Annotated in this window: 17 protein-coding genes; 7 read left to right on the top strand and 10 right to left on the bottom strand. The window is 70.0% G+C overall.

All coding sequences use genetic code 11. The features are described from left to right. Nucleotides 1-55: 55 nt before the first annotated feature. Together AN478_RS05900 and AN478_RS05895 are read left to right on the top strand one after the other, a co-directional pair. Nucleotides 56-307: a hypothetical protein gene (locus AN478_RS05900; protein ID WP_054965684.1), complete on the top strand. Its 252-nt coding sequence runs from the start codon at nt 56-58 to the stop codon at nt 305-307. A gap of 28 nt (nt 308-335) precedes the next feature. Continuing rightward, nucleotides 336-668, top strand: coding sequence for a hypothetical protein (locus tag AN478_RS05895; protein ID WP_054965683.1), 333 nt, complete (start codon nt 336-338; stop codon nt 666-668). Between the two features lie 27 nt (nt 669-695). Here the strand turns inward: AN478_RS05895 and AN478_RS05890 are convergent, their stop codons facing one another. The 3 genes from AN478_RS05890 to AN478_RS05880 form a co-directional block, all read right to left on the bottom strand. Then, nucleotides 696-2,009, bottom strand: coding sequence for an NAD(P)/FAD-dependent oxidoreductase (locus AN478_RS05890; protein ID WP_054965682.1), 1,314 nt, complete (start codon nt 2,007-2,009; stop codon nt 696-698). A gap of 12 nt (nt 2,010-2,021) precedes the next feature. Then, nucleotides 2,022-2,339 (bottom strand): c-type cytochrome, encoded by a 318-nt coding sequence (locus tag AN478_RS05885; protein ID WP_054965681.1) that lies wholly within the window; start codon nt 2,337-2,339, stop codon nt 2,022-2,024. A gap of 62 nt (nt 2,340-2,401) precedes the next feature. Next, entirely contained in the window at nt 2,402-3,328 is a 927-nt protein-coding gene (locus AN478_RS05880) for an orotate phosphoribosyltransferase (RefSeq protein ID WP_231627343.1), read from the bottom strand. 472 nt (nt 3,329-3,800) lie between these two features. Here AN478_RS05880 and AN478_RS05875 point away from each other — a divergent pair, with 472 nt between their 5' ends. Continuing rightward, the gene (locus AN478_RS05875; protein ID WP_054965679.1) at nt 3,801-4,118 is read left to right on the top strand and encodes a DUF1244 domain-containing protein; all 318 of its coding nucleotides are present in this window, start codon (nt 3,801-3,803) and stop codon (nt 4,116-4,118) included. 52 nt (nt 4,119-4,170) lie between these two features. On the opposite strand, the gene AN478_RS05870 is transcribed toward AN478_RS05875, so the two are convergent. Next, entirely contained in the window at nt 4,171-5,793 is a 1,623-nt protein-coding gene (locus tag AN478_RS05870; RefSeq protein WP_054965678.1) for an ExeM/NucH family extracellular endonuclease, read from the bottom strand. 204 nt (nt 5,794-5,997) lie between these two features. Here AN478_RS05870 and AN478_RS05865 point away from each other — a divergent pair, with 204 nt between their 5' ends. Then, complete coding sequence (locus AN478_RS05865) at nt 5,998-8,688, top strand: cation-transporting P-type ATPase (RefSeq protein WP_054965677.1); 2,691 nt, start codon at nt 5,998-6,000, stop codon at nt 8,686-8,688. Between the two features lie 12 nt (nt 8,689-8,700). On the opposite strand, the gene AN478_RS13500 is transcribed toward AN478_RS05865, so the two are convergent. Together AN478_RS13500 and AN478_RS05860 are read right to left on the bottom strand one after the other, a co-directional pair. Next, nucleotides 8,701-8,838, bottom strand: a complete 138-nt coding sequence (locus AN478_RS13500; RefSeq protein WP_082432874.1) for an entericidin A/B family lipoprotein — start codon at nt 8,836-8,838, stop codon at nt 8,701-8,703. Nucleotides 8,839-8,943: 105 nt separating this feature from the next. After that, on the bottom strand, nt 8,944-10,107 hold the full coding sequence (locus AN478_RS05860; RefSeq protein ID WP_176758767.1) for a PilT/PilU family type 4a pilus ATPase: 1,164 nt from the start codon (nt 10,105-10,107) through the stop codon (nt 8,944-8,946). A gap of 182 nt (nt 10,108-10,289) precedes the next feature. Here AN478_RS05860 and gluQRS point away from each other — a divergent pair, with 182 nt between their 5' ends. Continuing rightward, on the top strand, nt 10,290-11,198 hold the full coding sequence (gene gluQRS / locus AN478_RS05855) for a tRNA glutamyl-Q(34) synthetase GluQRS (RefSeq protein ID WP_054965676.1): 909 nt from the start codon (nt 10,290-10,292) through the stop codon (nt 11,196-11,198). A gap of 152 nt (nt 11,199-11,350) precedes the next feature. Further along, nucleotides 11,351-13,429, top strand: a complete 2,079-nt coding sequence (locus AN478_RS14695) for an ATP-binding protein (protein WP_082432872.1) — start codon at nt 11,351-11,353, stop codon at nt 13,427-13,429. A 46-nt stretch (nt 13,430-13,475) separates the two neighbouring features. On the opposite strand, the gene AN478_RS05845 is transcribed toward AN478_RS14695, so the two are convergent. From AN478_RS05845 to AN478_RS14350, 3 genes are all read right to left on the bottom strand, one after another. Then, on the bottom strand, nt 13,476-16,637 hold the full coding sequence (locus AN478_RS05845; protein WP_054965674.1) for an efflux RND transporter permease subunit: 3,162 nt from the start codon (nt 16,635-16,637) through the stop codon (nt 13,476-13,478). A gap of 33 nt (nt 16,638-16,670) precedes the next feature. Then, on the bottom strand, nt 16,671-17,789 hold the full coding sequence (locus AN478_RS05840; protein WP_176758768.1) for an efflux RND transporter periplasmic adaptor subunit: 1,119 nt from the start codon (nt 17,787-17,789) through the stop codon (nt 16,671-16,673). Nucleotides 17,790-17,934: 145 nt separating this feature from the next. Beyond that, a complete protein-coding gene (locus AN478_RS14350) occupies nt 17,935-18,450 on the bottom strand; it encodes a LysM peptidoglycan-binding domain-containing protein (protein WP_231627341.1) in 516 nt (171 codons plus the stop codon). Nucleotides 18,451-18,740: 290 nt separating this feature from the next. Here AN478_RS14350 and AN478_RS05830 point away from each other — a divergent pair, with 290 nt between their 5' ends. Next, nucleotides 18,741-19,463 carry a BON domain-containing protein gene (locus tag AN478_RS05830; RefSeq protein WP_054965672.1) on the top strand — a complete coding sequence of 241 codons (723 nt, stop codon included), beginning with the start codon at nt 18,741-18,743 and terminating at the stop codon, nt 19,461-19,463. Between the two features lie 331 nt (nt 19,464-19,794). Here the strand turns inward: AN478_RS05830 and AN478_RS05825 are convergent, their stop codons facing one another. Then, a complete protein-coding gene (locus AN478_RS05825) occupies nt 19,795-20,091 on the bottom strand; it encodes a GIY-YIG nuclease family protein (RefSeq protein WP_231627340.1) in 297 nt (98 codons plus the stop codon). Nucleotides 20,092-20,130: the final 39 nt, after the last annotated feature.

Here is a 20,130-nt window from a genome sequence, read left to right as displayed (position 1 = left end):
ACGGCCGTTTCTGTAGGATCCTGGGTCGCTGGATTCCGCTTGACGGGGTGGCCCGATGCAAGAGGTCACCGTGGAGCCCGGCGCCGGGCCGGAGGAGGCGCCCCGGGCCTTCTTTCTCGGGGGACGCCGCCAGGAGGTGGCGGTGGTGCTCGACCGTTGGCCCGGCAGCGGCTACCTGTATCTCAAGGTGCGTGCCGGGGACGGGGGGATCTACATCCTGCGCCGGGAGGAGGCCACGGGCCGCTGGGCGCTGCGGCTGTACGACGCCGGCCCGGGGAAGGGGCGGCCGCCCCTGTCGGGGGCATGACCAAGAAGGCCAGGAAAGGGAGGCGGCAATGCGCATGCGGATCGTGGGCGTACTCGGGGCGGTGGCGCTGCTGGGCGGCTGCGCCGCCGTGGATATCGGCAAGGACTTCGACCTGGCGACTTTCGAGGAGCGGGTCGAGGTGGGGGAGACCCAGCGCACAGAGGTGCGGCGCTGGCTCGGGGAGCCGGTCAGCACGGGGCAGTCCGTCCAGCCGGACGGCACGCGTCTGGAGGAATGGCTTTACTACCACGGCCGGGGCACCCTGCCGGGGCTGTCGGACGCCCGGCTCCAGACCCTGGAGATCCAATTCCGCGAGGATGGGGTGGTGGAGAGCTACAAGTGGAGCGGGGAAAGCGGCTGAGCGGCCCCTTCCCCCGTTGCCCTCGGCTCAGCCGAAGATGTCGTCGGTGATGGCTTCGTACCAGCCGCGGGTGTAGCGGGCCTCGCGCATGCGGAAGAAGCTGTCGGCATCGCTGGGGCTCACGCCGCCGGCGTCCTCGATGCTGCGTAGCTCCCCGTCCTCGTAGCGATAGACCGCGGCCACGCTGATGCCGTACTCCGGGCCCACCAGGCTGTAGCAGGTGTTCACCAGGGAGGGATTCGGCACGTCGTGGCCCCGGAACTGGGAGACGATGGCCGCCGCCGTCATCTTGCCCTGGTTGTTGGCAGCGAAGCCGGACTTGGGCATGTCCCCGGCGATGGCCGCATCGCCGATGACGTGGACGCCCGGCTGGACCGTGGATTCGAAGGTGCGCTGGTCCACCGGGCACCACCCGGAGTCGTCGGTGAGGCCCATATCCCGGGCGACCCGACCCGCGTGCTGGGGCGGGATCACGTTGAGCACGTCCACCTCGTGCTCCTCGAAGCCTTCCTGGGTCAGGACCTTGCGCGCCCCGGGCTCCACGCGGTGGATCACGCCGCCCTCCGAACCGGGCACCCACTCGATCAGGTCGCCGTAGAGCTCGGCCCAGCCCTCCTCGAACAGACCCTGCTTGGAGAACTTGTCCTTGGCGTCCAGGATCAGGACCTTGGAGCGGGGTTTGTGCTCCTTGAGGTAGTGGGCCACGAGGCTGGCCCGCTCGTAGGGGCCGGGCGGGCAGCGGAAGGGGTCGGCGGGCGGGCAGATGGCCACGGTCCCGCCGTCCTCCATGTCCTCGATCTGGTTCCGCAGGATGCGGTACTGCTCACCCCCCACCCAGGCGTGGGGCACCTGCTCGGCGTCCTCCTCGTCCAGGCCTTCCACCTCCTCCCAGCGGATGTCGATGCCGGGAGAGACCACCAGGCGGTCGAAGTCCAAGGCGTCGCCCTCGGACAGCTCCACGCGGCCCTTCTCGGGGTCCCAGCCGGTGACCGTGTCCTGGACCACCTTGACCCCATGCTCCTTCTCCAGGCCCTCATAGCCGTGGCCCAGACTATCCAGCTCGCGGAACCCGCCCAGGTACCAGTTGCCCCCGAAGCAGGTGTAGTAGCGGGGATCGCGCTCCACCAGGGTCACGTGGATGGAGGGGTCGTACTTGCGCAGGTACTTGGCGCAGGTGGCGCCCCCCGCGCCGCCGCCGACCACCACCACCCGCTTCGAGGCGGAGCGTGCCGCGGCCCCAACGGTGGGTCCGCCGAGCGCCATCCACAGGCCGGCCGCGCCCCCGGCCTGCAGGACCCGGCGCCGTGTCCAGACGCCATTCGCGGAAGGTTTTTCAGGCATAACGGGTCCCCCTCAATCCAGGTTGGCGATGTAGGCGGCGATGGCCCGGATTTGCTCGTCGGTGTACCCGGCGGCGTGCCGGTCCATGACCGTGGCGTCGTCGTCCCGCCCTTCCCGGAAGGACGTCATCTTGTTGACCAGCCCCTCCTCGGTGAAGTCCCGGATGGAGGGCATGGATCCCGGTCCCTGGCCCTTGCTGCCGTGGCAGGTGAGGCAGTTGTTGCCCATCACCTCGCCCGCGGTGATGGGTGCCTCGGCCCGAGCCTGCGCGGCCGGCAGGGCCAAAAGGCCCGTCAGGAGCGCCGCCAGTGCCATTTCGTTGCTCCGCATGGAAACCTCCTTGGGCGTGGCCCGGTTCTGGGGCCAGGTAGGCAGGGGAAGAGCCCGGCAACCTAGGGGCCGTGCCGGGCCATGCCGAAGGGGGGAAAGCATTTTCGGTACAGGAATTTCACCGGTTCGGGGATGTGGCGGGTCCAGCCGCCTTGCCGAGCCCCTTCCCGGCCGTTGGCAACCGCCGCCCGGATGCCTCCGGGACACAGGATTTCCCCCTTCTCGTAGGAAAGGGTGGCCTTGCCGGAGGTCCGGCAGATCTCCATGGCCTGCTGGTGGGAGCTCTCGATGAACAGCCTGGCGTCAAGCCGCTTGTAGATTCGGCCTTTCAGGCTGGCGTGGTTTCCCCGGCGCCGCCTTTCCTCCGCGGAATCCACATCCATCATGTACAGGTGATTGAACCGGATCCCGTTGTTCCGCAGCCACCGTTCGGTGATTTCCCGGTAGCACTCCAGGCGGCTCGTAACCAGATACCCGATGGTCTGGCTCGGGACGTGCCAGGCCGGTACCTCCTCCAGAAACGCCCGGTACCGGGGTCCGTCGTCGTTCTCCTCGGGGGTCGGGTCCCGGCACAGGACGCCGTCGATGTCCACGCAGGAATGGTTCAGGAGGTCCTTGTGCATGAGGTTCCATTCGAAGACCCGGGGGGGGTCGAGGGGGACCAGGCCCAAGTCCAGGTCGTAGCGGGAGGCGGGGTCGTAGTAGACGGCGGCCGTCAGGCACCGCTCCCGGAGGCCGGAGGCCTTGAGGCGTTCGGTCACCCTGGCCATGGAGCCCCCGCTCAGGATGGAATCGTCCAGGACCAGGGCCCGGCGGGCCTCCCAGCTACTTCCGAACCGTAGGTGGGGGGGCAGGACCTTGGTGTCACCGAACCAGGGGGCCGCCCCGCGAAGGAAGCCGTCGATATCGATCAGGGGCAGGTTCCTGTGGGTGGCGAGCAGGCTTGCCGCCAACATGCCGCTCCGCGGTACGCCGACCATCAGGTCCACATCTTTCGGTATCCGCGGAGAACTGTGTAAGAGGTCCCGGCTCAGATCGGATACGTTTTTGTAGTGCATGGACGGCTCCTCGGGCGGCGGCGCTGGAGGATCCAAGGGCAGGTCCCGGACCGGGGATGAAGGGTGCTGGTCGGCGTCGCAACGGAACTGGAAAGGGCCTGCCAGCCATTCGTGTTTTTCGCTGGAGGTCAGTGTAGACACAACGAAAACCAAGAAAAAAGGGGAGAATCGGTTGTCATGATTTTTGTCGGTAGGAAGGCCTCATTTTCTCAAGTTTGTCGGGGAAAACTGTAAAGCAAACTGAATCAATTCTTTGTCCGGAAAATCTGGCATGGGTCCAGGGCGGGGCCGCTCCGGGGGCTACCGCCCCTGGGCGGGATACCGAGCAATGCGGGATAATGGGATCTGTTGGAAGGCCTGCGAGGCCTGAGCGTATCCGGGTAAGACATTTTGGGAGGCTGTCATGGACGAGCAGACACGTCTGGAGGTGGAGGCCGCGGCGTTCCGGGGCCTGGTCAAGCACTTGCAGGAGCGCACGGATGTCCAGAACATCGACCTCATGAACCTGGCCGGTTTCTGCCGCAACTGTCTGGCCAAGTGGTATCTGGCCGAGGCCCAGGCACGGGATGTGGCCATGGACTACGACCGGGCCCGCGAGGTCATCTACGGCATGCCCTACGGGGAATGGAAGGAGCGGTACCAGCGGGAGGCCACGGAGGAGCAGAAGCGGCAGTTCGAGGCCACCAAGCCCCGGCACGCCAACACGGAGGCCGGCAACTAGGCCTACGCCACTCGGTGCCGGGTCGCCAGGCCTGCCCCGGTCTTCCAGGCTCTCACGGTTCGGAGGCGGAGAGGTCCACCCAGACGGGGTCGTGGTCCGTGGCCCGCCAGACCGTATCCGGTGCGGGGACGTTCCGGGGCTCGTCGGCGTTGACCGCCCAGTGGCCGGCTTTCGCCTCCGGGCCGCCGCGCAGCAGCAGGTGGTCCAGGTAGCCGCTGCGGCCGCGGTAGACGTAGGTATAGCGCTTTCCGGGGGGGAGAGTGGCGCGCAAGAGGTCCCGGAAGCCGGCCCGGCGCAGGTGGCGGATGGGGGCCTCCCGGCCGTAGGCGTTGAGGTCCCCGGCCAGGAGCACGGGCCCGGGCAGCTCGGCGGCCCACTCGGCCAGGGCCCGGGCCTCCCGGAGGCGGCGGTCGCTCCAGCACCCCTCGCCCCGGTCCACGTCCCCCGTCTCGGGGCATCCCCCTTTGCTCTTGAAGTGGGCGACCACCACCGTGAAGCCGTGGCCTTCCTCGCTGCGGAAGCGCTGGGCCAGGGGCGGGCGCACGAAGGCCTCGTCGCGGGCCACCCGCGGCGGCCCCACGGGGCGGACCCGGTCGGGGCGGTAGAGGAGGGCATTGCGGATGACGTCCTTCCCCAACCGCTCCGGTCCCTCCACGGCCCGGTAGGACTCCCCGCCTACCCGTTCCGCCAGGGCCGCCAGTGCGCCGGGGCGGTTCTCCAGCTCCACCACCGCCAGAACGTCCGCTCCGACACCGGCCACCAGCCGGCGCAGGGCCTGCTCCTGCCGCCGTCGGGCCGCCGCGGAATCCGCGCCGCGCCGGCCGGTGGTGACGAAGTAGTTGCCGAGGTTCACGAAGCCCACGCGGCGCTCCGTGTCCCCGGGCGCTTCGGGGGGGTCGGGGCGGGGGTTGGAGACCTCGAAGTCGGGGGGCTGGGTGGGGTGCAGACGCCAGGCCTCGAAGGCGTGGGTCAGGACGCCGGTGAGGTCGACGACGCGAGCGCCCACCCGCCGGGTCCCCTCCGGGCCCAGGTGGGGGACCGGGTGGGGGTCGCGGGCGTAGGCGCCGTCGTCCAGGATGAGCACAGGGGCTTCCGGATCGCCGGGAGGCGCGGTGTTGGGATGGAAGAGCCGCTCGGCGGCCAAGTGGAGGCTGCCGTAGCGGGCCAGCTCGTGGAGGCCGGTAACGGTCAGGGGCTCGATGAGGCGCATCCGGACTCCGGCCAGCGCCTCCAGCCCACCCTGGGGCGGCCAATCCAGGGCGATGGGCTCCACGGGGGCCTCCCCGCAGTCGGCCACCGCCTTCACCCGGTGGAGCTGGATGCGGCCCCGGTAGCGGTCGGTGCGGGCGCGCACCACCACCCGCCGGTCCGCACGCAGGATCTCCGCCCAGCCGGGCTCGGACTCGGGGGTGTAGACGAACACCCCGGCGGGGCGTCCGTCCGTACGGGCCTGGAGGAAGAAGCCGTCGAGGCGATCCTCGCCGAGGAAGGCGCCGCCGATGCGGCCGCGTACGGTCACCGCCTCGCCCGGCGGCGGTGCCTCCCCCTCCAGTCCCTTCACCTCCGCCGGGCTGGCGTGCTCTCCGGAGCACTCCAGGGCCGCCGCGGGGGCGGGCAAGAGCAGCCCGGCCAGCAGGGCGGCGGCGAGCCGTTCCCAGGCCGTTGGCCAGCGCATTGGGATCCCTCCGTTCCGGTCCCCGGCCGGCTCGCCGGGGATCGGCACAGGGTACGGGTGTCCCCTCGGCAATTCCAGACCGGAGCGGTTGCCCCGGCCCTCCCAAGGACATCGTGGCTGGTGCTATAAAGGGGTGCCCGCCTGGAGGCACCACCGGGCGGGCGGCCCCACGGACATGCGTGGCAGCAGGCGGAGGGACGGATCTTGGCGAACGCCGAGAATGCTTGGCACGCCCGGAGGGTGGAGGAGGTGCTCCGCGACCTGGAGACCTCCCCCGAAGGCCTCGATTCCGGAACCGCTCGCTCCCGCTTCCAGGAGCACGGCCCGAACCGCATCCCAGAACAGGAAAGCGCCGGCGCCGTCCTGCGCTTCCTCCGCCAGTTCCACAACCTGTTCATCTACATCCTGATCGTCGCGGCGGTGGGCACCGCCTTCCTGGGGAAGGGGGTGGACACCGGCGTGATTCTGGGCGTGGTCCTGATCAACGCCGTCATTGGATTTTTCCAGGAGGGCAAGGCGGAGCGGGCCCTGGACGCCATCCGCGGCATGCTCAGCCCCCGGGCGCAGGTGCTGCGGGACGGGCGGCAGCAGACCCTGCCCGCCGAGCAGGTGGTGCCGGGCGATGTCCTCCTCCTCGGCGCGGGGGACCGGGTAGCCGCGGACCTGCGGCTGGTCCGGGCCCACAATCTGCGGGTGGACGAGGCGGTCCTCACCGGGGAGTCGGAGCCGGTGGAGAAGGGCACCGCCCCCGTGGCTCCGGAGGCGGAGCTGGCCGACCGCGCCGGCATGGCCTATTCCGGGACCCTGGTGGCCGCCGGGCAGGGGCGCGGGGTGGTGGTGGCCACCGGTGGGCGCACCCAGATTGGCCGCATCTCCCGCATGGTGAGCCAGGTGGAGAGCGTACAGACCCCGCTACTCCGCCAGGTCGGCCGCTTCGCCCGCCACTTATCGGTGGCCATCCTGGTCCTGGCGGCCTTTACCTTCGCCTTCGGGCTGGTAGTGCGGGGCTACTCCGGGCCCGACATGTTCATGGCGGCGGTGAGCCTGGCGGTGGCCGCCATCCCCGAGGGCCTGCCGGCCATCATGACCATCACCCTGGCCATCGGCGTGCAGCGCATGGCCGGGCGCAACGCCATCATCCGCCGCCTGCCGGCGGTGGAGACCCTGGGCGCGGTCACCACCATCTGCTCCGACAAGACCGGCACGCTCACCCGCAACGAGATGACGGTGAAGAGCCTGGTTACCGCGGATGGCGAGGTGGAGGTGGGCGGGGTGGGCTACGCCCCCCATGGCAGCTTCACCCGGGACGGCGGGGACGTGGATCCCTATACCGAGCCCGTGCTTGCCGAAGCCCTTCGGGCGGGGCTGCTGTGCAATGATGCCTGGCTGCACGAGGGGGAGGACGGCTGGTGGCCCGAGGGGGACCCCACGGAAACGGCCCTGGTCACCGTGGCCCTGAAGGCGGGCATGGACCAGCGGCAGGTGAACGAGCGCTACCCGCGGGACGACGTGATCCCCTTCGATTCCGCTCACAACTTCATGGCCACCCTCCACCACGATCACGAGGGCCACGGCTACATCTACGTCAAGGGGGCCCCGGAGCGGGTCCTGGAGCTGTGCACCCGGGAGCGGGCCACGGGCGGCGACCGTCCCCTCGACGCGGCGGCCTGGCATCGGCGCATGGACGAGATCGCCGGGCAGGGGCAACGCCTGTTGGCCATAGCGGCCGGCCACGCGTCCCCCGAAAAGAGCCTGCTGGAGTTCGACAACGTGGAGGCGGGGGGGCTTACCCTGCTGGCGGTGGTGGGCCTCATTGACCCGCCGCGGGACGAGGCGATCCGTTCGGTGGCCGCCTGCCGGGGGGCGGGCATCCGGGTGAAGATGATCACGGGGGACCACGCCGTCACGGCCCGGGCCATCGCCGGCCAGCTGGGCCTCAACGCCCGGGACGCGGTGGCCGGGCGCCAGATCGAGGAAAGCGACGACGACCGCCTGCGGGACATGGTACGGGAAGTGGACGTGTTCGCCCGTGCCTCACCGCGCCACAAACTGCGCCTGGTGCAGGCCCTCCAGGCCAACGGCGAGGTGGTGGCCATGACCGGGGACGGGGTCAACGATTCCCCGGCGCTCAAGCGGGCGGACATCGGGGTAGCCATGGGGATGAAGGGCACGGAGGCTTCCAAGGAGGCCTCGGAGATGGTGCTGGCGGACGACAACTTCGCCTCCATCGCCTCCGCGGTGGAGGAGGGGCGCACCGTCTACGACAACCTGCAGAAGGCCATCCTCTTCCTGCTGCCCACCAACGGCGGCCAGGCCTTCACCATCGTAACGGCCATCCTCCTCGGCGTTACCCTGCCGGTGACGCCCGTGCAGGCCTTGTGGGTGAACATGGTCACGGCGGTGACCCTGGCGCTGGCCCTGGCCTTCGAGCCCACCGAGCCGGGGGTGATGCAGCGCCGTCCGCGCCCGGCGGACGCGCCCCTGCTTTCGGGCTTCTTGATCTGGCGGGTTGGGTTCGTGTCGGTGCTGCTGGTGGCGGGGACCTTCGGCCACTTCCTGTGGATGGAGCTCCACGGCGCCGGCAAGGAGGTGGAGCGGACCGTGGCCATCAATACCCTGGTGATGGGCCAGGTCTTCTACCTCTTCAACAGCCGCTTCATCCTGGAGCCCGTGGTCACGCGCCAGGGCCTGCAGGGAGGGCGGGCGGTGCTGGTGGCCGTGGCGGTGCTGGTGGTCCTGCAGGGTCTGTTTACCTACAGCACGCCGTTCCAGTACCTGTTCGGGACGGCCCCCATCGGCGGGCAGGATTGGGCCCGCATTCTGGCCTTCGGCGTGGCCCTGTTCCTGCTCGTGGAGGGGGAGAAGGCCCTGCTCAGGGGGCGGGTGCGGCGCTAGCCGGCAGGGCCCTCAATCGGCCGCGTCCTGGGTAGCCTCGCCGGCGTCCTCGACGTCCTCGCCAGCTCCCTCCATGGTGTTGCAGCCGGCCAATGCCAGGACGAGCACAAGGGCAAAGGCGGAAAAGCGGGTCCAGTAGGTGCGTCCCATGACAGACTCCTCTCGTGATGCCAAGGTCCCTTATCCGGGCATAACCCCTCGCCTCCGGAAAGTCCATTAGGGAGAACCGGTGGGAGGCGCTCCGGATGGGGCGCATCACCCCTCGGAATCCGGGTCCTCCTCCTGGATCTCGAAGTCCGGGATCTCGGGGCCGCTCTCCTCCCCCTCTGCCGCGCCGCCCTGCTGCTCGCGCTCGTGGTTCTTGATGGCGATGCGCACGTTGTTGGCGGAATCCCCCTGGCGCATGGCCTCCTCGGCGTCGATCTTGCCCTCCTTGTAGAGCTGGATGGCCGCCTCGTCGAAGCTCTGCATGCCGAACTGCTGGTCCTCCTCCATGACATCCTTCAGGGCGCCGAACTGCTCGCCGATGATGAAATCGGCGGCGCGGGGCGTGTTCACGAAGATCTCCACCACACCGGCGCGCCCGCCTTCCGGCCGCCGGGCAAGGCGCTGGCCGACGATGGCGCGCAGGTTGAGAGACAGGTCCTGGAGGATCTGATCGTGGCGGTCCTCGGGGAACATGTTGCGGATGCGGTCCAGGGTCTGGGCGGCGTTGGTGGAGTGCAGGGTGGCCAGCGTCAGGTGGCCGGTGTCGGCCAGGTGCAGGGCGTGCTCCATGGATTCCCGGTTGCGGATCTCGCCCACCAGCACCACGTCCGGAGCTTGCCGCAGGGCGTCGTTCAGGGCCGATTCCCAGTCCTCGGCGTCCATGCCGATCTCGCGCTGGTTCACCAGGGACTGCTTGTGGTCGTGGACGAACTCGATGGGGTCCTCGAGGGTGAGGATGTGCCCGGCGTGGTTGCGGTTCCGGTAGTCGATCATGGAGGCCAGGGTGGTGGACTTGCCGGAGCCGGTGGCACCGATCACGAACACCAGGCCGCGGCTGTAGGAGGCGATGTCCTTGAGGGCCTCGGGGAGGTTGAGCTCCTCGAAGGTGGGGACCTCGGTGTTGATGCGGCGGATCACCATGCCGACGCTGTGGCGCTGGCGGAAGACGTTGGCCCGGAAGCGCCCGATGTGGTCGTAGGACAGGGCGAGGTTGGCGCCGCCCTTGGTGCGGAACTCCTCCCAGGCCTGCTCGGTTTCCAGGATCTCACGGGCGAGCTGGTCCGTGTCCTCGGGGGACAGGTTCTCGGCCTTGAACCGGCGCATCTCGCCGTCGATCTTCATGGCGGGCGGGGCGCCCACGCTCAGGAACAGGTCGCTGCCCTGGTTCTGCACCATGAGCTTCAGCAGGGCTTCCATGGAGAATACGGCCATACGCGACTCCTCGTGGGAAAAGGGGGCCACGGCGTTGGGGGTCAGGCTTTCGTTTTTTGAATTAATCGGCGGCATGCGCCGCCCGTTCCCAGGGTGCGGGAGGTCCTCGCCCCATTCGGTGCTCCGGCCTCCGGCCCTCCGCCCGCTTGAGGCGGCGGGGGGCCGGGGGCATCATTGGGGGCATGGAGCACGGATACGTCGGCCGTTTCGCGCCTTCCCCGACCGGTCCCCTGCACTTCGGTTCCCTGATCGCGGCCCTGGCCAGCAACCTGTGGGCCCGGGCGGCGGGTGGGCGCTGGCTGGTGCGCATGGAGGACCTGGACCCCCCCCGGGAGGTGCCCGGGGCGGCGGAAAAAATCCTTCGCACGCTGGCGGCTTACGGCTTCGAGTGGGACGGGGCGGTACTTTACCAGAGCACGCGTGCCGAGGCCTACCAGGACGCCCTGACGGAGCTGCGGCGGGCGGGGCTGGCCTTCGACTGCGGCTGCACCCGTCGGGAGATCCGGGAAGCCGCCCGGGCCCGGGGGCTTGGAGCCGTCTACCCCGGTACCTGCCGCGAAGGCCTGCCGCCCGGCAAGGCACCCCGCGCGGTGCGGGTGCGTGCCGAAAACGGGTCCGTCGGGTTCGTGGACGCCGTCCAGGGGGCCTTCGAGCAGGATCTGGGGCGGGAGGTGGGGGACTTTGTGGTGCGGCGCGCCGACGGTCTGTTCGCCTACCAGCTGGCGGTGGTGGTGGACGACGCGGAGCAGGGTGTCACCCACGTGGTGCGGGGCGCGGATCTGCTGGATTCCACGCCCCGGCAGATCCATCTGCAGCGCGGCCTGGGGCTGTCCACCCCCGAATACGCCCACTTTCCGGTAGCCGCCACCCCCACGGGCCTCAAGCTCTCCAAGGCCACCCGGGCCCCCGCCTTGCCGGAGGACGACCCCGTTCCCTGGCTGGTGGCGGCGTTCTCCTTCCTCGGCCAGCCGAGCCCCCCCGACGCGGAGCGCCTGGACCTGCCCGGCTTCTGGGCCTGGGCCCGGGAAGCCTGGGATCCTGCCCGGATCCCGCGCACCCGGCAGGTGGAAGCCCGGGAGGACTGCCCCTAGGCCCCTTTCCGGGCCAGGCCCGTACAAGGGTACCTGGACCGGGGCGGATCGCGCCTGCCTATTGATCTCACGGGTTTTTCCCCATCTAATGGGTTTTGGGCACCCCCCGTGCCGCAAGGGGTCGTTTTCCATTCCCGCCAAAGGGTTCCGTGATGAGCGCTAGCGAATCCTCCCCCCCGGGGCCTCCGACGGATGGTTCGCCCGGCTCCGGAGAGGATCCCTCCACAGCGGAGCTACGGGCGCGCCTGCGCCAGCAGGAGGCCGTGGCCGAGCTGGGGGAAGCGGGGCTCCGCCGAGCTTCCCTCCAGGCGCTCTTCGACCGGGCCACGGCCATGCTTGGGGAACTGCTCGAGGCCGACCTCACCAAGGTCCTGGAATGGCACCCGGAAGTGGGGGTCCTCCTCCTGAAAAGCGGAAACGGATGGCGGGAAGGCCTAGTGGGCAGCGCCACCGAGCCCGACGGCTACGGCTCTCCCGGCGGTTACACCATGCTCACCGAGCGGCCGGTGGTCGTGGAGGACCTGGCCGCCGAGACGCGTTTCACCCCCTCGGAGCTGCTCCGCGAGCACGGTGCGGTCAGCGGCATGACCGTGGTGATCCAGGGACCGGAGGGGCCTTATGGCGTCCTCGCGGCCTTTACCAGGCACTCCCATACCTTCAGCCGCCACGATGTGCATTTCCTGCAGGCGGTGGCGAACGTACTGGCGGCCAGCCTCCAGCGCGCCGACACCGAGGAACGCCTGCGCCAGAGCGAGACCGGCTTCCGCGAGACCTTCAGCCATGCCGGGGTGGGCATCGCCATCATGGACATCGACGGCCGACTCCTGGAGGTGAACCCCGCCTTCGCCGGAATCGTCGGCTACGATGCGGGCGGGCTGGTGGAGCAGGGGGTATCCGTCGCGGACCTGACCCATCCCGAGGATCGGGAAGAGACGGCGGCGGCCCTGGAGAAGCTCCGCTCGGGTGAAGTGCCGGCCGTCACCCTGGAGAAGCGCTACCGGCGCGAGGATGGCCGCACGGTCTGGGTCCAGGCCACCGACACCTCGGTGCCCGACCGGGAGGGCCGCCCGAAGCGCGTGATCGGCATCATCGAGGACATCACCCGGCGCCGTGAGGCGCAGGACGCCCTGGCCGAGGCGGACCGCCGTCGGGACGTGTTCCTCGCTACCCTCGGCCATGAGCTGCGCAATCCCCTGACGCCCATCGCCACCACGGCCGAGTACCTGGAGGACAACTGCGAGCGGGTGGATCCGCCGCGGCTGCGCGAGGCCGCGGCCACCATCTCCCGTCAGAGCGCCCACCTGGCGCGGATCACCGAGGACCTGCTGGACCTGAACCGGGTCAAGACCGGGCGGATCAGCCTGCGCGACGAGGAGCTGGACCTGCGCCAAGTGGCCCAGCAGGCCGTGGAGTCGGTGGCCGCGGAGGCGGAGCGGAAGGGGCAGCGGCTGGAGGTGGAGCTTCCGGACCAGCCCGCGGGCGTGCGGGGGGATCCGGTCCGGCTGGTCCAAGTGCTGGGCAATCTGCTGGACAACGCCGTAAAGTACACCCCGGAGGAGGGGACGGTGCGGCTGAACGTGTCGGCAAGGGACGACCAGGCGGAGGTGGTGGTGCAGGACACGGGCCAGGGGATCGCCCCGGAGCACCTTCCGCACCTGTTCGAGATCTTCGAGCGGGGGCAGCCCGACCAGCTAGCCTGCCAGGGTCTGGGCCTGGGGCTGTCCCTGGTGCGCAACCTGGTGGAGCTCCACGGCGGGGAGGTAAAGGCCACCAGCCACGGATCGGGCCAGGGGAGCGAATTCCGCGTGCGCCTGCCGGCCGTGGGCCTGTCGGAGGAGGCGTCCGGGGAAGAGGCCGGCGCTTCCCCGGAGGGATCGGGCGTCGTCCTGCTGGTGGAGGACAACCCGGACGTGGCCTCCTCGCTGGGCTTCCTGCTGGAGGTCCTGGGCTACGAATGGCGCCACGCCGCCACCGGGGAGCAGGCCTTCGAATTGGCGCCCAGCGTGCGGCCCGCCCTGGCGCTGATCGACATCGGGCTGCCCGACCAGTCCGGCTTCGAGGTGGCCCGGCGGCTCCGCGAGCAGCTTGGCGCCACGCCCTTGGTGGCCCTTTCGGGCCACCCCCCCTCCCAGTTTCCCGACCAGCCCACCGATGTCTTCGACGACTACCTGGTGAAGCCCCCCACCGCTGACAGCCTCCGCCATATCCTGGCCCGCATCGGGGGAGGTTGAGCCCCCGGGCCGGGGCCCGGCCGGAACGGCCGGCGCCCGCCCGGGATCAGGAGGCCTCCCCCGGACGTCCGTCGCCCGTGCCGGCGAGGCGGGTGCGCCAGCCCAGCACGGTCATGGTCAGGGCGGGGAGGAAGGTGAGGGAGACGATCGCCGCGCCCAGAATGCCGAACAGGACGATGGCCCCCACGCCGCGGTAGAGCTCCGTGCCCTCGCCGGGCAGGAGCACCAGCGGCGCCAGTCCGCAGATGGTGGTGATGGTGGACATGGCGATGGGGCGGAGGCGCGACTCCACCGCCTCCATCACCGCCTCGCGCGCGGCCATGCCGGCCTCGCGGGCGTTCTCCACGGCGCGGTGGACGATGAGGATGGGGTTGTTGACCACCGTGCCCATGAGGATCAGGAAGCCGAGCATGGCGATCATGTCGAAGGGCTGGTGCACGGCGTTGAGCCCCACGAGGGGCAGGGCGGCGCCGGCCCAGTTGAGCAGGCGCAGCCCCAGGATGCCCCCGGAGACGCCGAGCGGGATGGCGGTCATGATCAGCAGCGGATACCCCCAGTGGCGGAAGATGGCCACCATGAGCAGGTAGATGAGGGCCCCGGCCACCAGGTAGTTGGCGGACAGGGCCTCGCGGGTCTTCCGCAGCTGGTCGCTGGCGCCGGTGATGTCCACCGAGACCTTGGCGGGGATCTCCCCCTGCCGGCGCAAGTGGCCGATTACCTCCTCGCGCACCCGCTCCACCCCCGTCTCCAGGGCCACGTCGCGGGGCGGGATGACGTTCAGGCTCACGGTGCGTCGGCTGTCCACGCGGCGCACGTTGCTGGTGTCCACGGTCTCACGCACCTCCGCCATGGCGGCGAGGGGCAGGACCGTGCCTTGGGGCGTGTGGACGGGCAGCTGGCCGAGGCCGTCCACGGTGGCCTCCTGGCCGGCGCTGCTGTAGAGGAAGATGTCGATCTTGTCGTCGGCGAGGAAGAACTCGTCCACGAAGGCGCCGTCGGTTAAAGCCGCCACGGTGAAGCCCAGGTCCCCGGCGGTCATGCCCAGCTCGCTGGCGCGGTCCCAGTCGGGGTGGACCTCCAGCATGGGCTGGGACAGCGACAGGGTGGACGGGTTGGCCTGGATGCGGGGGTCGTCGAAGACCTCCTCGGATCGCCGATAGGCGGCCAGGGCGGCTTCGTAGATGGGCGCCAGTTCCGCGCCGGATATGTCGAGGTTGATGCTGCGCGTGCCGCCCTCGTTGCTGGTGATGATGGAGCCGCGGGAGGCGAAGGCGCGCATGCCGGGGTATTCGGCGTATTTCTCCTGGAGGACGTCCATGAGGGCGAAGATGTGGTCCGGATCCTTGGACTCGGTGATGACGAAGATCTGCTGGGGCCGCACGAACATGATGAAGTAGGCCAGCGCCGGGATCTCGGCCTCGCCGCGCTCGAAGGCGGCGGGGTCGGCGTCGAGGTGGGGCAGGAACTCGGCGTGCAGCTCCTCGCCGATCTCCGCCATGGTCTCCAGGTTGTAGCCGGGCGGGGCGTTCATGGCGGCGAAGGTCTTGGCCTCCTCGCCCTCGGGAAGATACTCGGCGGGCGGCGTCAACCAGTACCAGATGCTGAAGCCCACCGCCCCCGCCACCGCCATGGTGGCCACTCGGCGCCAGGGCGCGGCGGTGAAAGCCGCCACGCCCCGCAGGATGCCCTCCCGCAGGCCCGTCCCGCCGGCCCCCGTCCCGCCGCCGAAGGCCAGCCGGGCGCTGGCGGTGGGGAGCACGGTGATGGCCACCAGCATGGAGGCCAGGATGGAGGCGGCGATGGCGATGGCCACGTCCGAGTATAGCTGGCCGGCCTCCTCCTCGATGAACAGGATGGGCACGAACACCAGCACCGTGGTCATGGTAGAGGCCAGCACCGCCGGCCACACCCGCTGCACGCCCGCCACCGCGGCGTCGAAGCGGCCCTTGCCCTTGCGCCGCTCCAGCTCGATGCTCTCCAGCACCACGATGCTGTTGTCCAGGGTCATGCCGATGGCGAAGGCCACCCCGGCCAGGGAGACCACATTGATTGTGCGTCCGGTGAGCAACAGGCCGAGGAAGGCGGCGATGGCGCAGATGGGGATGCCCATGACGCCGATGGCGGTGGCCCGGCCGGAGCGCAGGAACAGGAACATCACCAGGGTGGCGAAGGCCGCGCCGAGGGCCAGATTCTTCCAGACGTTGGCCAGCGAGGCGGTGACGTAGCGCACGTCGTCGGTGGTGAGCGTCATCTCCATGCCCGCGGGCTCCAGCACCTCGCGGTTGATGACGTCGATCTTGGGGAGAAGGGCCTCCTTGATGTCGATGACGTTGGAGCCCGTCTCCCGGTTCACCGAGAGCCGGATCACCGGCTCGCCGTTGACGTAGGAGTGCTCGCGCAGCTCGAAGTGGCCCAGCTCGACTTCCGCCACCTCGCCGAGGCGGATCACGGAATCGCCGCGACGCACCAGGACCATACGGCGCAGGTCTGCCAAATCCTCGAAGCGGCCGATGGTGCGCAGCAGGTAGCGGCGCTTGCCCGACTCCACGTCGCCGCCGGAGACATCCTGGTTGCGGTCCCGGATGGCCTCGCGCACCTCGGCCACGGAGAGGTTGCGCTCCGCCAGCCGGGCCGCGTCCAGGCGGATCTGGATCTGACGCTCGGCGCCGCCGCCCACGTCCACCTGCGACACCCCCTGGACGCTCTCCATGCGCGTGCGCACGTTGTCCTCGATGAAGTCGCGCATCATGTTCATGTCCAGGTCGCGCGGGTTGCCCGGCAGAGGGGCGACGCGCAGGTACATGAAGGAGTTCTGCGAGAAGGAGGCCGAGTAGATGCGCGGCTGATCGACGTTCTCGGGGTAGGAGGGGACCTGGCTGAGGGCGTTGTTGACCCGGATGAGGGTCTCGTTCATGTCCACCCCGTAGGGGAACTCCAGCTCGATCTCCGCCTCGCCGCTGGAGGCCCGGGCGATCATGCGGTGCAGGTTGGGCAGGTTGCGGAGGTACTCCTCCTGCTCGATGAGGATCTCTTTCTCGATGTCCTGGGGCGTGGCGCCCGGCCAGGTGGTCTCGACGGTTACGGTGCGCACCTCCAGGTCCGGGATCATCTGCACCGGGATGCGCAGGGCGGCGACGAGGCCTAGGACGGTGACGATCAGCACCACCACCGTGGTGAGGATGCCGTGGCGGATCAGCCCCTCGAACATGGGCCGGACCCCTCCGCCGTATGCCGGGATACGCTAGCCGTCATCGACCGGGCGCACCTCCTGGCCCTCCTGCAGGGACTCGTTGCCCCGGGTGACCACCCGGTCCCCGTCCTCGAGGCCGGAGCGGATCTCCACCTGTCCGTCGAAGGTCAGGCCGGTCTCCACCCGGCGCTCCCGCACCGTTAGCTTGCCGTCCTCTTCCCGGGCCACCCAGACGGTCTCCCGGCCGTCGGGGTGGCGCAGCAGGGCATCCCGCAGCACCACTACCCCGGTCCGGTCGGTTTCCAGCAGCAGGGTGGCGCTGGCGGCCATGCCGGGGGTGATGGGCGCCGCGTCGCGGTCCACGTGGACCCGCACGGTGAAGGTGCGCGCCTCCGGATCGCTCACCGGGATGGTGGCCGCCACCTCGCCCTTCAGCGGGTTGTCCGGAGCCGTCTCCAGGTGAACCCGTACCGGGGTCTGCTCGTCGATGCGGGGGTAATGGGCCTGGGGGGCCTGGAAGTCCAGGCGCAGCTCCTCCAGGGCCACCAGCTCCACCACCGGGGTGCCGGGCTCCACCCATTCGCCGGCGGCGGTACGCTTGCGGGCCACCACGCCGGTGAAGGGCGCTTCCACCCGGTGACGCTCCAGCCGTTCCGCCTGGTGGTCGGCGCGGGCCTGCAGGCGCTCCACGGTGGCGGTGGCCACCCGCACCTCCGCCTCCCGGGCGCGCAGCTCGGATTCGGGGAGGTTCTGGTCGCGGGCCAGCCGCTCGGCCTCGGAGAGGCGCCGGCGGGCGTCGGCGAGCTCCTCCCGGGCCTCCTTCACCGCGGCCTGCTCCTGGCGCAGCTGCAAGGCCTCCAGCTCCCGGTCCAGCTCCAGCAGAGGCTCCCCCGCTTCCACCCAGTGGCCGCTGTCCACGTGCATCTCCTCCACCAGCCCGCCCACCGATGTAGAGACCTGCGCCACCCTGGGGGAGGTCACCGTACCGGTGACGCGCACCTCCTCTACGATGGGGGCTGTCTCCGCGGGCTGTATCTCAACGGGGGGCGCATCCTGGGCCGTTCCAGGGTGGGGCAGGAGGACAAGCAGGGCGGCGAGCCAGGCCCAGGGGGTCGCTCCCCGCAGGGGGCCACATGCCGCGGTCGATGTCCGATGGGCGGGTGGGGCCATGGGAACGGGCCGGAACTCGGGTTGGGGACTCCCCGGCATCCTCGCCCAAAAGCGGGGAGACGTCCATGCCCCCAGGGAGCCGCGTGACAGCGCAAAAAAACGGCGGCCCGCGGGCCGCCGTTGCTCTTCCGCGGTTCGCAGGAGGCTAGTTGGCCTCCAGGTACTCCAGGTCGGAGCGCTCGGTCCGGCCGAGGCTCCAGGAACCACGGGTCTTGGCGTGGCGGACCGCCGCGTCGTAGGCCGTGGATCCCACCTCCCACTGGATCAGGAATTCCTGATCGGGGTAGATGAGGTCGGCGTCCTCGATCTTGTCGCTGTTGTGCTTGTAGATCAGGGGCCAGGCGAAGGCGTCGCCGTAGATGGCCTCGGCCGCGGCGATGTCCCAGAGGGTGTCCCCCTGGCCCACGGTGTAGGTGCCCTGATCTTCGCCGGGGACGGCCCGCAGCATGCCGTTGGCGACCCGCTTCTCCTCCGGCTCCACGGCGGTGGCCTGCGGCTCAGGCTCGGGGGCCTCCCGCTCCTGGACGGTCGGTTCCGGTTGTTCCTCCTGCTCGGGTTCGGCGGGCTGTTCCGCCTTGGGCTGACTGGCGCAGCCGGAGGCCACGAGTGCGGTCCCCAGGACTAGCGCGCCGACATGAAGCAGACGCTCCGGTTGGCTCATGATGGATTCTCCCCTCTTGCGGTATGAAGAGCCCGTGCTTCTGGCTGCACCCCGTTTATCAGAAACCACTGATCATTGCCACCCCAAGGACATAGTTGTCTCCAAACTGTCGTCATCGGGGGACAGATTCTCCGGGTTTTGGTGAACAATCCAGGCGGGTGTGCCTCCGGGTAGGGGATGCCCGCGTGGGGAGACCACCTAACGCCGCTCTGCTTGCCACCCCGGCCCTGGACTGTGCCTACATTGGGAGGGTCCGGGGCGTCAGGCCCCATAGCGCCGAGGAGGGAACAATGAGCGGCAACGAAGGATTGGAGCAGGCCGTGCGGGCGGCCCTGGAATTCGATCCGGGCGTCAACCTGCACGACGCCACCCTGCAGGTACGGCCGGAGGGATCCACGGTCCACCTGGAGGGTGAGGTGGCGGATATCGCCCACAAGCGCCGGGCCCCGCGGATCGCCGCGGGCGTGGAGGGCGTGGCGGAGGTGGTGGACGAGCTCACGGTCCGCCCCGACGAGCCCCAGACCGATGGGGAGATCCTGGACCAGGTGCGCACGGCCCTGCTGGGGGAGCCGGTGTTCGGGGAGCATGCCTTGCGCATGATCGACCAGACGGGGAAGGAGGTGATACTGCGGGATCCGGAGGAGGCCCAGGGGGACATCCGCTTCAGCGTGGCGGAGGGCCACGTGAGCCTCGAGGGCACCGTGAACAGCCACTCCCATCGCCGTATGGCGGCCTTGTTGGCCTGGTGGATCCCGGGTACGCGCGACGTGGTGGATGGGCTGACGGTAGTCCCCGCCGAGCAGGACGACGCCGGGGAGCTTTCGGAGGCCGTGCGGCTGGCCCTGGAAAAGGACACCTGGCTGGATGCCGGCCTGATCAACGTCCAGGCGCGGGACGGCACGGTAGTGCTCGGCGGGACGGTCCACAGCGAGCGGGAGCGAGCCCTGGCCGAGCACGACGCGTGGTACGTGGAAGGGACCCGGGAGGTGGAGAATCGCACGGTGGCGCCGTGAGCCCCACCGGCCGCCTCCCGTCCCGGGCCCGCTTGCCGGCGCGGTCAGTCGTTCACCGACGGCGTGGGCCCACTGGCGGTGGTCCCGATCACCATCAGGGCAAGGCCCAATCCCACCACGCCGAGCACCAGGCAGGCGCCGATCATCAGGTAGCCCATAGGAACCTCCTCTCGGGTGGGGAAGGATTCCCGGCTCCCAGGCCGGTCTTTTCCGTAAAAATTTTGCGGGATTAGGGCGGGTGGGACAACCCCTCGCCGGCTCCCGAGATCGATGCGTGGGAAAAGGGTTGTCGGCGGAGAAGGCTCCGGCCTGAGGCGTCCAGGGCTGGGGGTCAGCCGTCGGGATGGCCGTCGGGCCCCAGGCCCACCGCCGCCAGGCCCCGGGCCACGAGCTGGTCCTTGCGTTCCCGGGGCAGGAGCTTGATGGCCCGCTCGAGGCGGAAGGCATCGGCCTTGGCCAGGCCCTCCCGGTGCCAGAGGACCCGGCGGGGCCCTCCCGCCAGACGGACCGCCCGGGCCCCCGTCCCGGCCGCATGGGCCCGGTAGCGGGCCTCCAGGTCCTTGGTCACCCCGGTGTAGAGGCTGCCGGCGCGTGTCTCGAGCATGTAGACCACCCATTCCCCGCTCACAGCCAGCTCCAGGAAGGCGCGGCCGGGCCGTCGGCGGAG

Source organism: Thiohalorhabdus denitrificans (assembly GCF_001399755.1).
GTDB classification, from domain to species: Bacteria; Pseudomonadota; Gammaproteobacteria; order Thiohalorhabdales; family Thiohalorhabdaceae; genus Thiohalorhabdus; species Thiohalorhabdus denitrificans.
Note: the sequence above shows the minus strand (reverse complement) of the source record. Positions and strands in the feature narration are given on the sequence as shown.

What these genes read in the sequence shown, in the direction of transcription:
- AN478_RS05845 (WP_054965674.1), bottom strand. Translation starts at nt 16,637, where the DNA reads ATGTTCGAGGGGCTGATCCGCCACGGCATCCTCACCACGGTGGTGGTG.
- AN478_RS14350 (WP_231627341.1), bottom strand. Translation starts at nt 18,450, where the DNA reads ATGAGCCAACCGGAGCGTCTGCTTCATGTCGGCGCGCTAGTCCTGGGG.
- AN478_RS05890 (WP_054965682.1), bottom strand. Translation starts at nt 2,009, where the DNA reads ATGCCTGAAAAACCTTCCGCGAATGGCGTCTGGACACGGCGCCGGGTC.
- AN478_RS05860 (WP_176758767.1), bottom strand. Translation starts at nt 10,107, where the DNA reads ATGGCCGTATTCTCCATGGAAGCCCTGCTGAAGCTCATGGTGCAGAAC.
- AN478_RS05830 (WP_054965672.1), top strand. Translation starts at nt 18,741, where the DNA reads ATGAGCGGCAACGAAGGATTGGAGCAGGCCGTGCGGGCGGCCCTGGAA.
- AN478_RS05870 (WP_054965678.1), bottom strand. Translation starts at nt 5,793, where the DNA reads ATGCGCTGGCCAACGGCCTGGGAACGGCTCGCCGCCGCCCTGCTGGCC.
- AN478_RS05900 (WP_054965684.1), top strand. Translation starts at nt 56, where the DNA reads ATGCAAGAGGTCACCGTGGAGCCCGGCGCCGGGCCGGAGGAGGCGCCC.
- AN478_RS05840 (WP_176758768.1), bottom strand. Translation starts at nt 17,789, where the DNA reads ATGGCCCCACCCGCCCATCGGACATCGACCGCGGCATGTGGCCCCCTG.
- AN478_RS05875 (WP_054965679.1), top strand. Translation starts at nt 3,801, where the DNA reads ATGGACGAGCAGACACGTCTGGAGGTGGAGGCCGCGGCGTTCCGGGGC.
- AN478_RS14695 (WP_082432872.1), top strand. Translation starts at nt 11,351, where the DNA reads ATGAGCGCTAGCGAATCCTCCCCCCCGGGGCCTCCGACGGATGGTTCG.
- AN478_RS13500 (WP_082432874.1), bottom strand. Translation starts at nt 8,838, where the DNA reads ATGGGACGCACCTACTGGACCCGCTTTTCCGCCTTTGCCCTTGTGCTC.
- AN478_RS05885 (WP_054965681.1), bottom strand. Translation starts at nt 2,339, where the DNA reads ATGCGGAGCAACGAAATGGCACTGGCGGCGCTCCTGACGGGCCTTTTG.
- AN478_RS05895 (WP_054965683.1), top strand. Translation starts at nt 336, where the DNA reads ATGCGCATGCGGATCGTGGGCGTACTCGGGGCGGTGGCGCTGCTGGGC.
- gluQRS (WP_054965676.1), top strand. Translation starts at nt 10,290, where the DNA reads ATGGAGCACGGATACGTCGGCCGTTTCGCGCCTTCCCCGACCGGTCCC.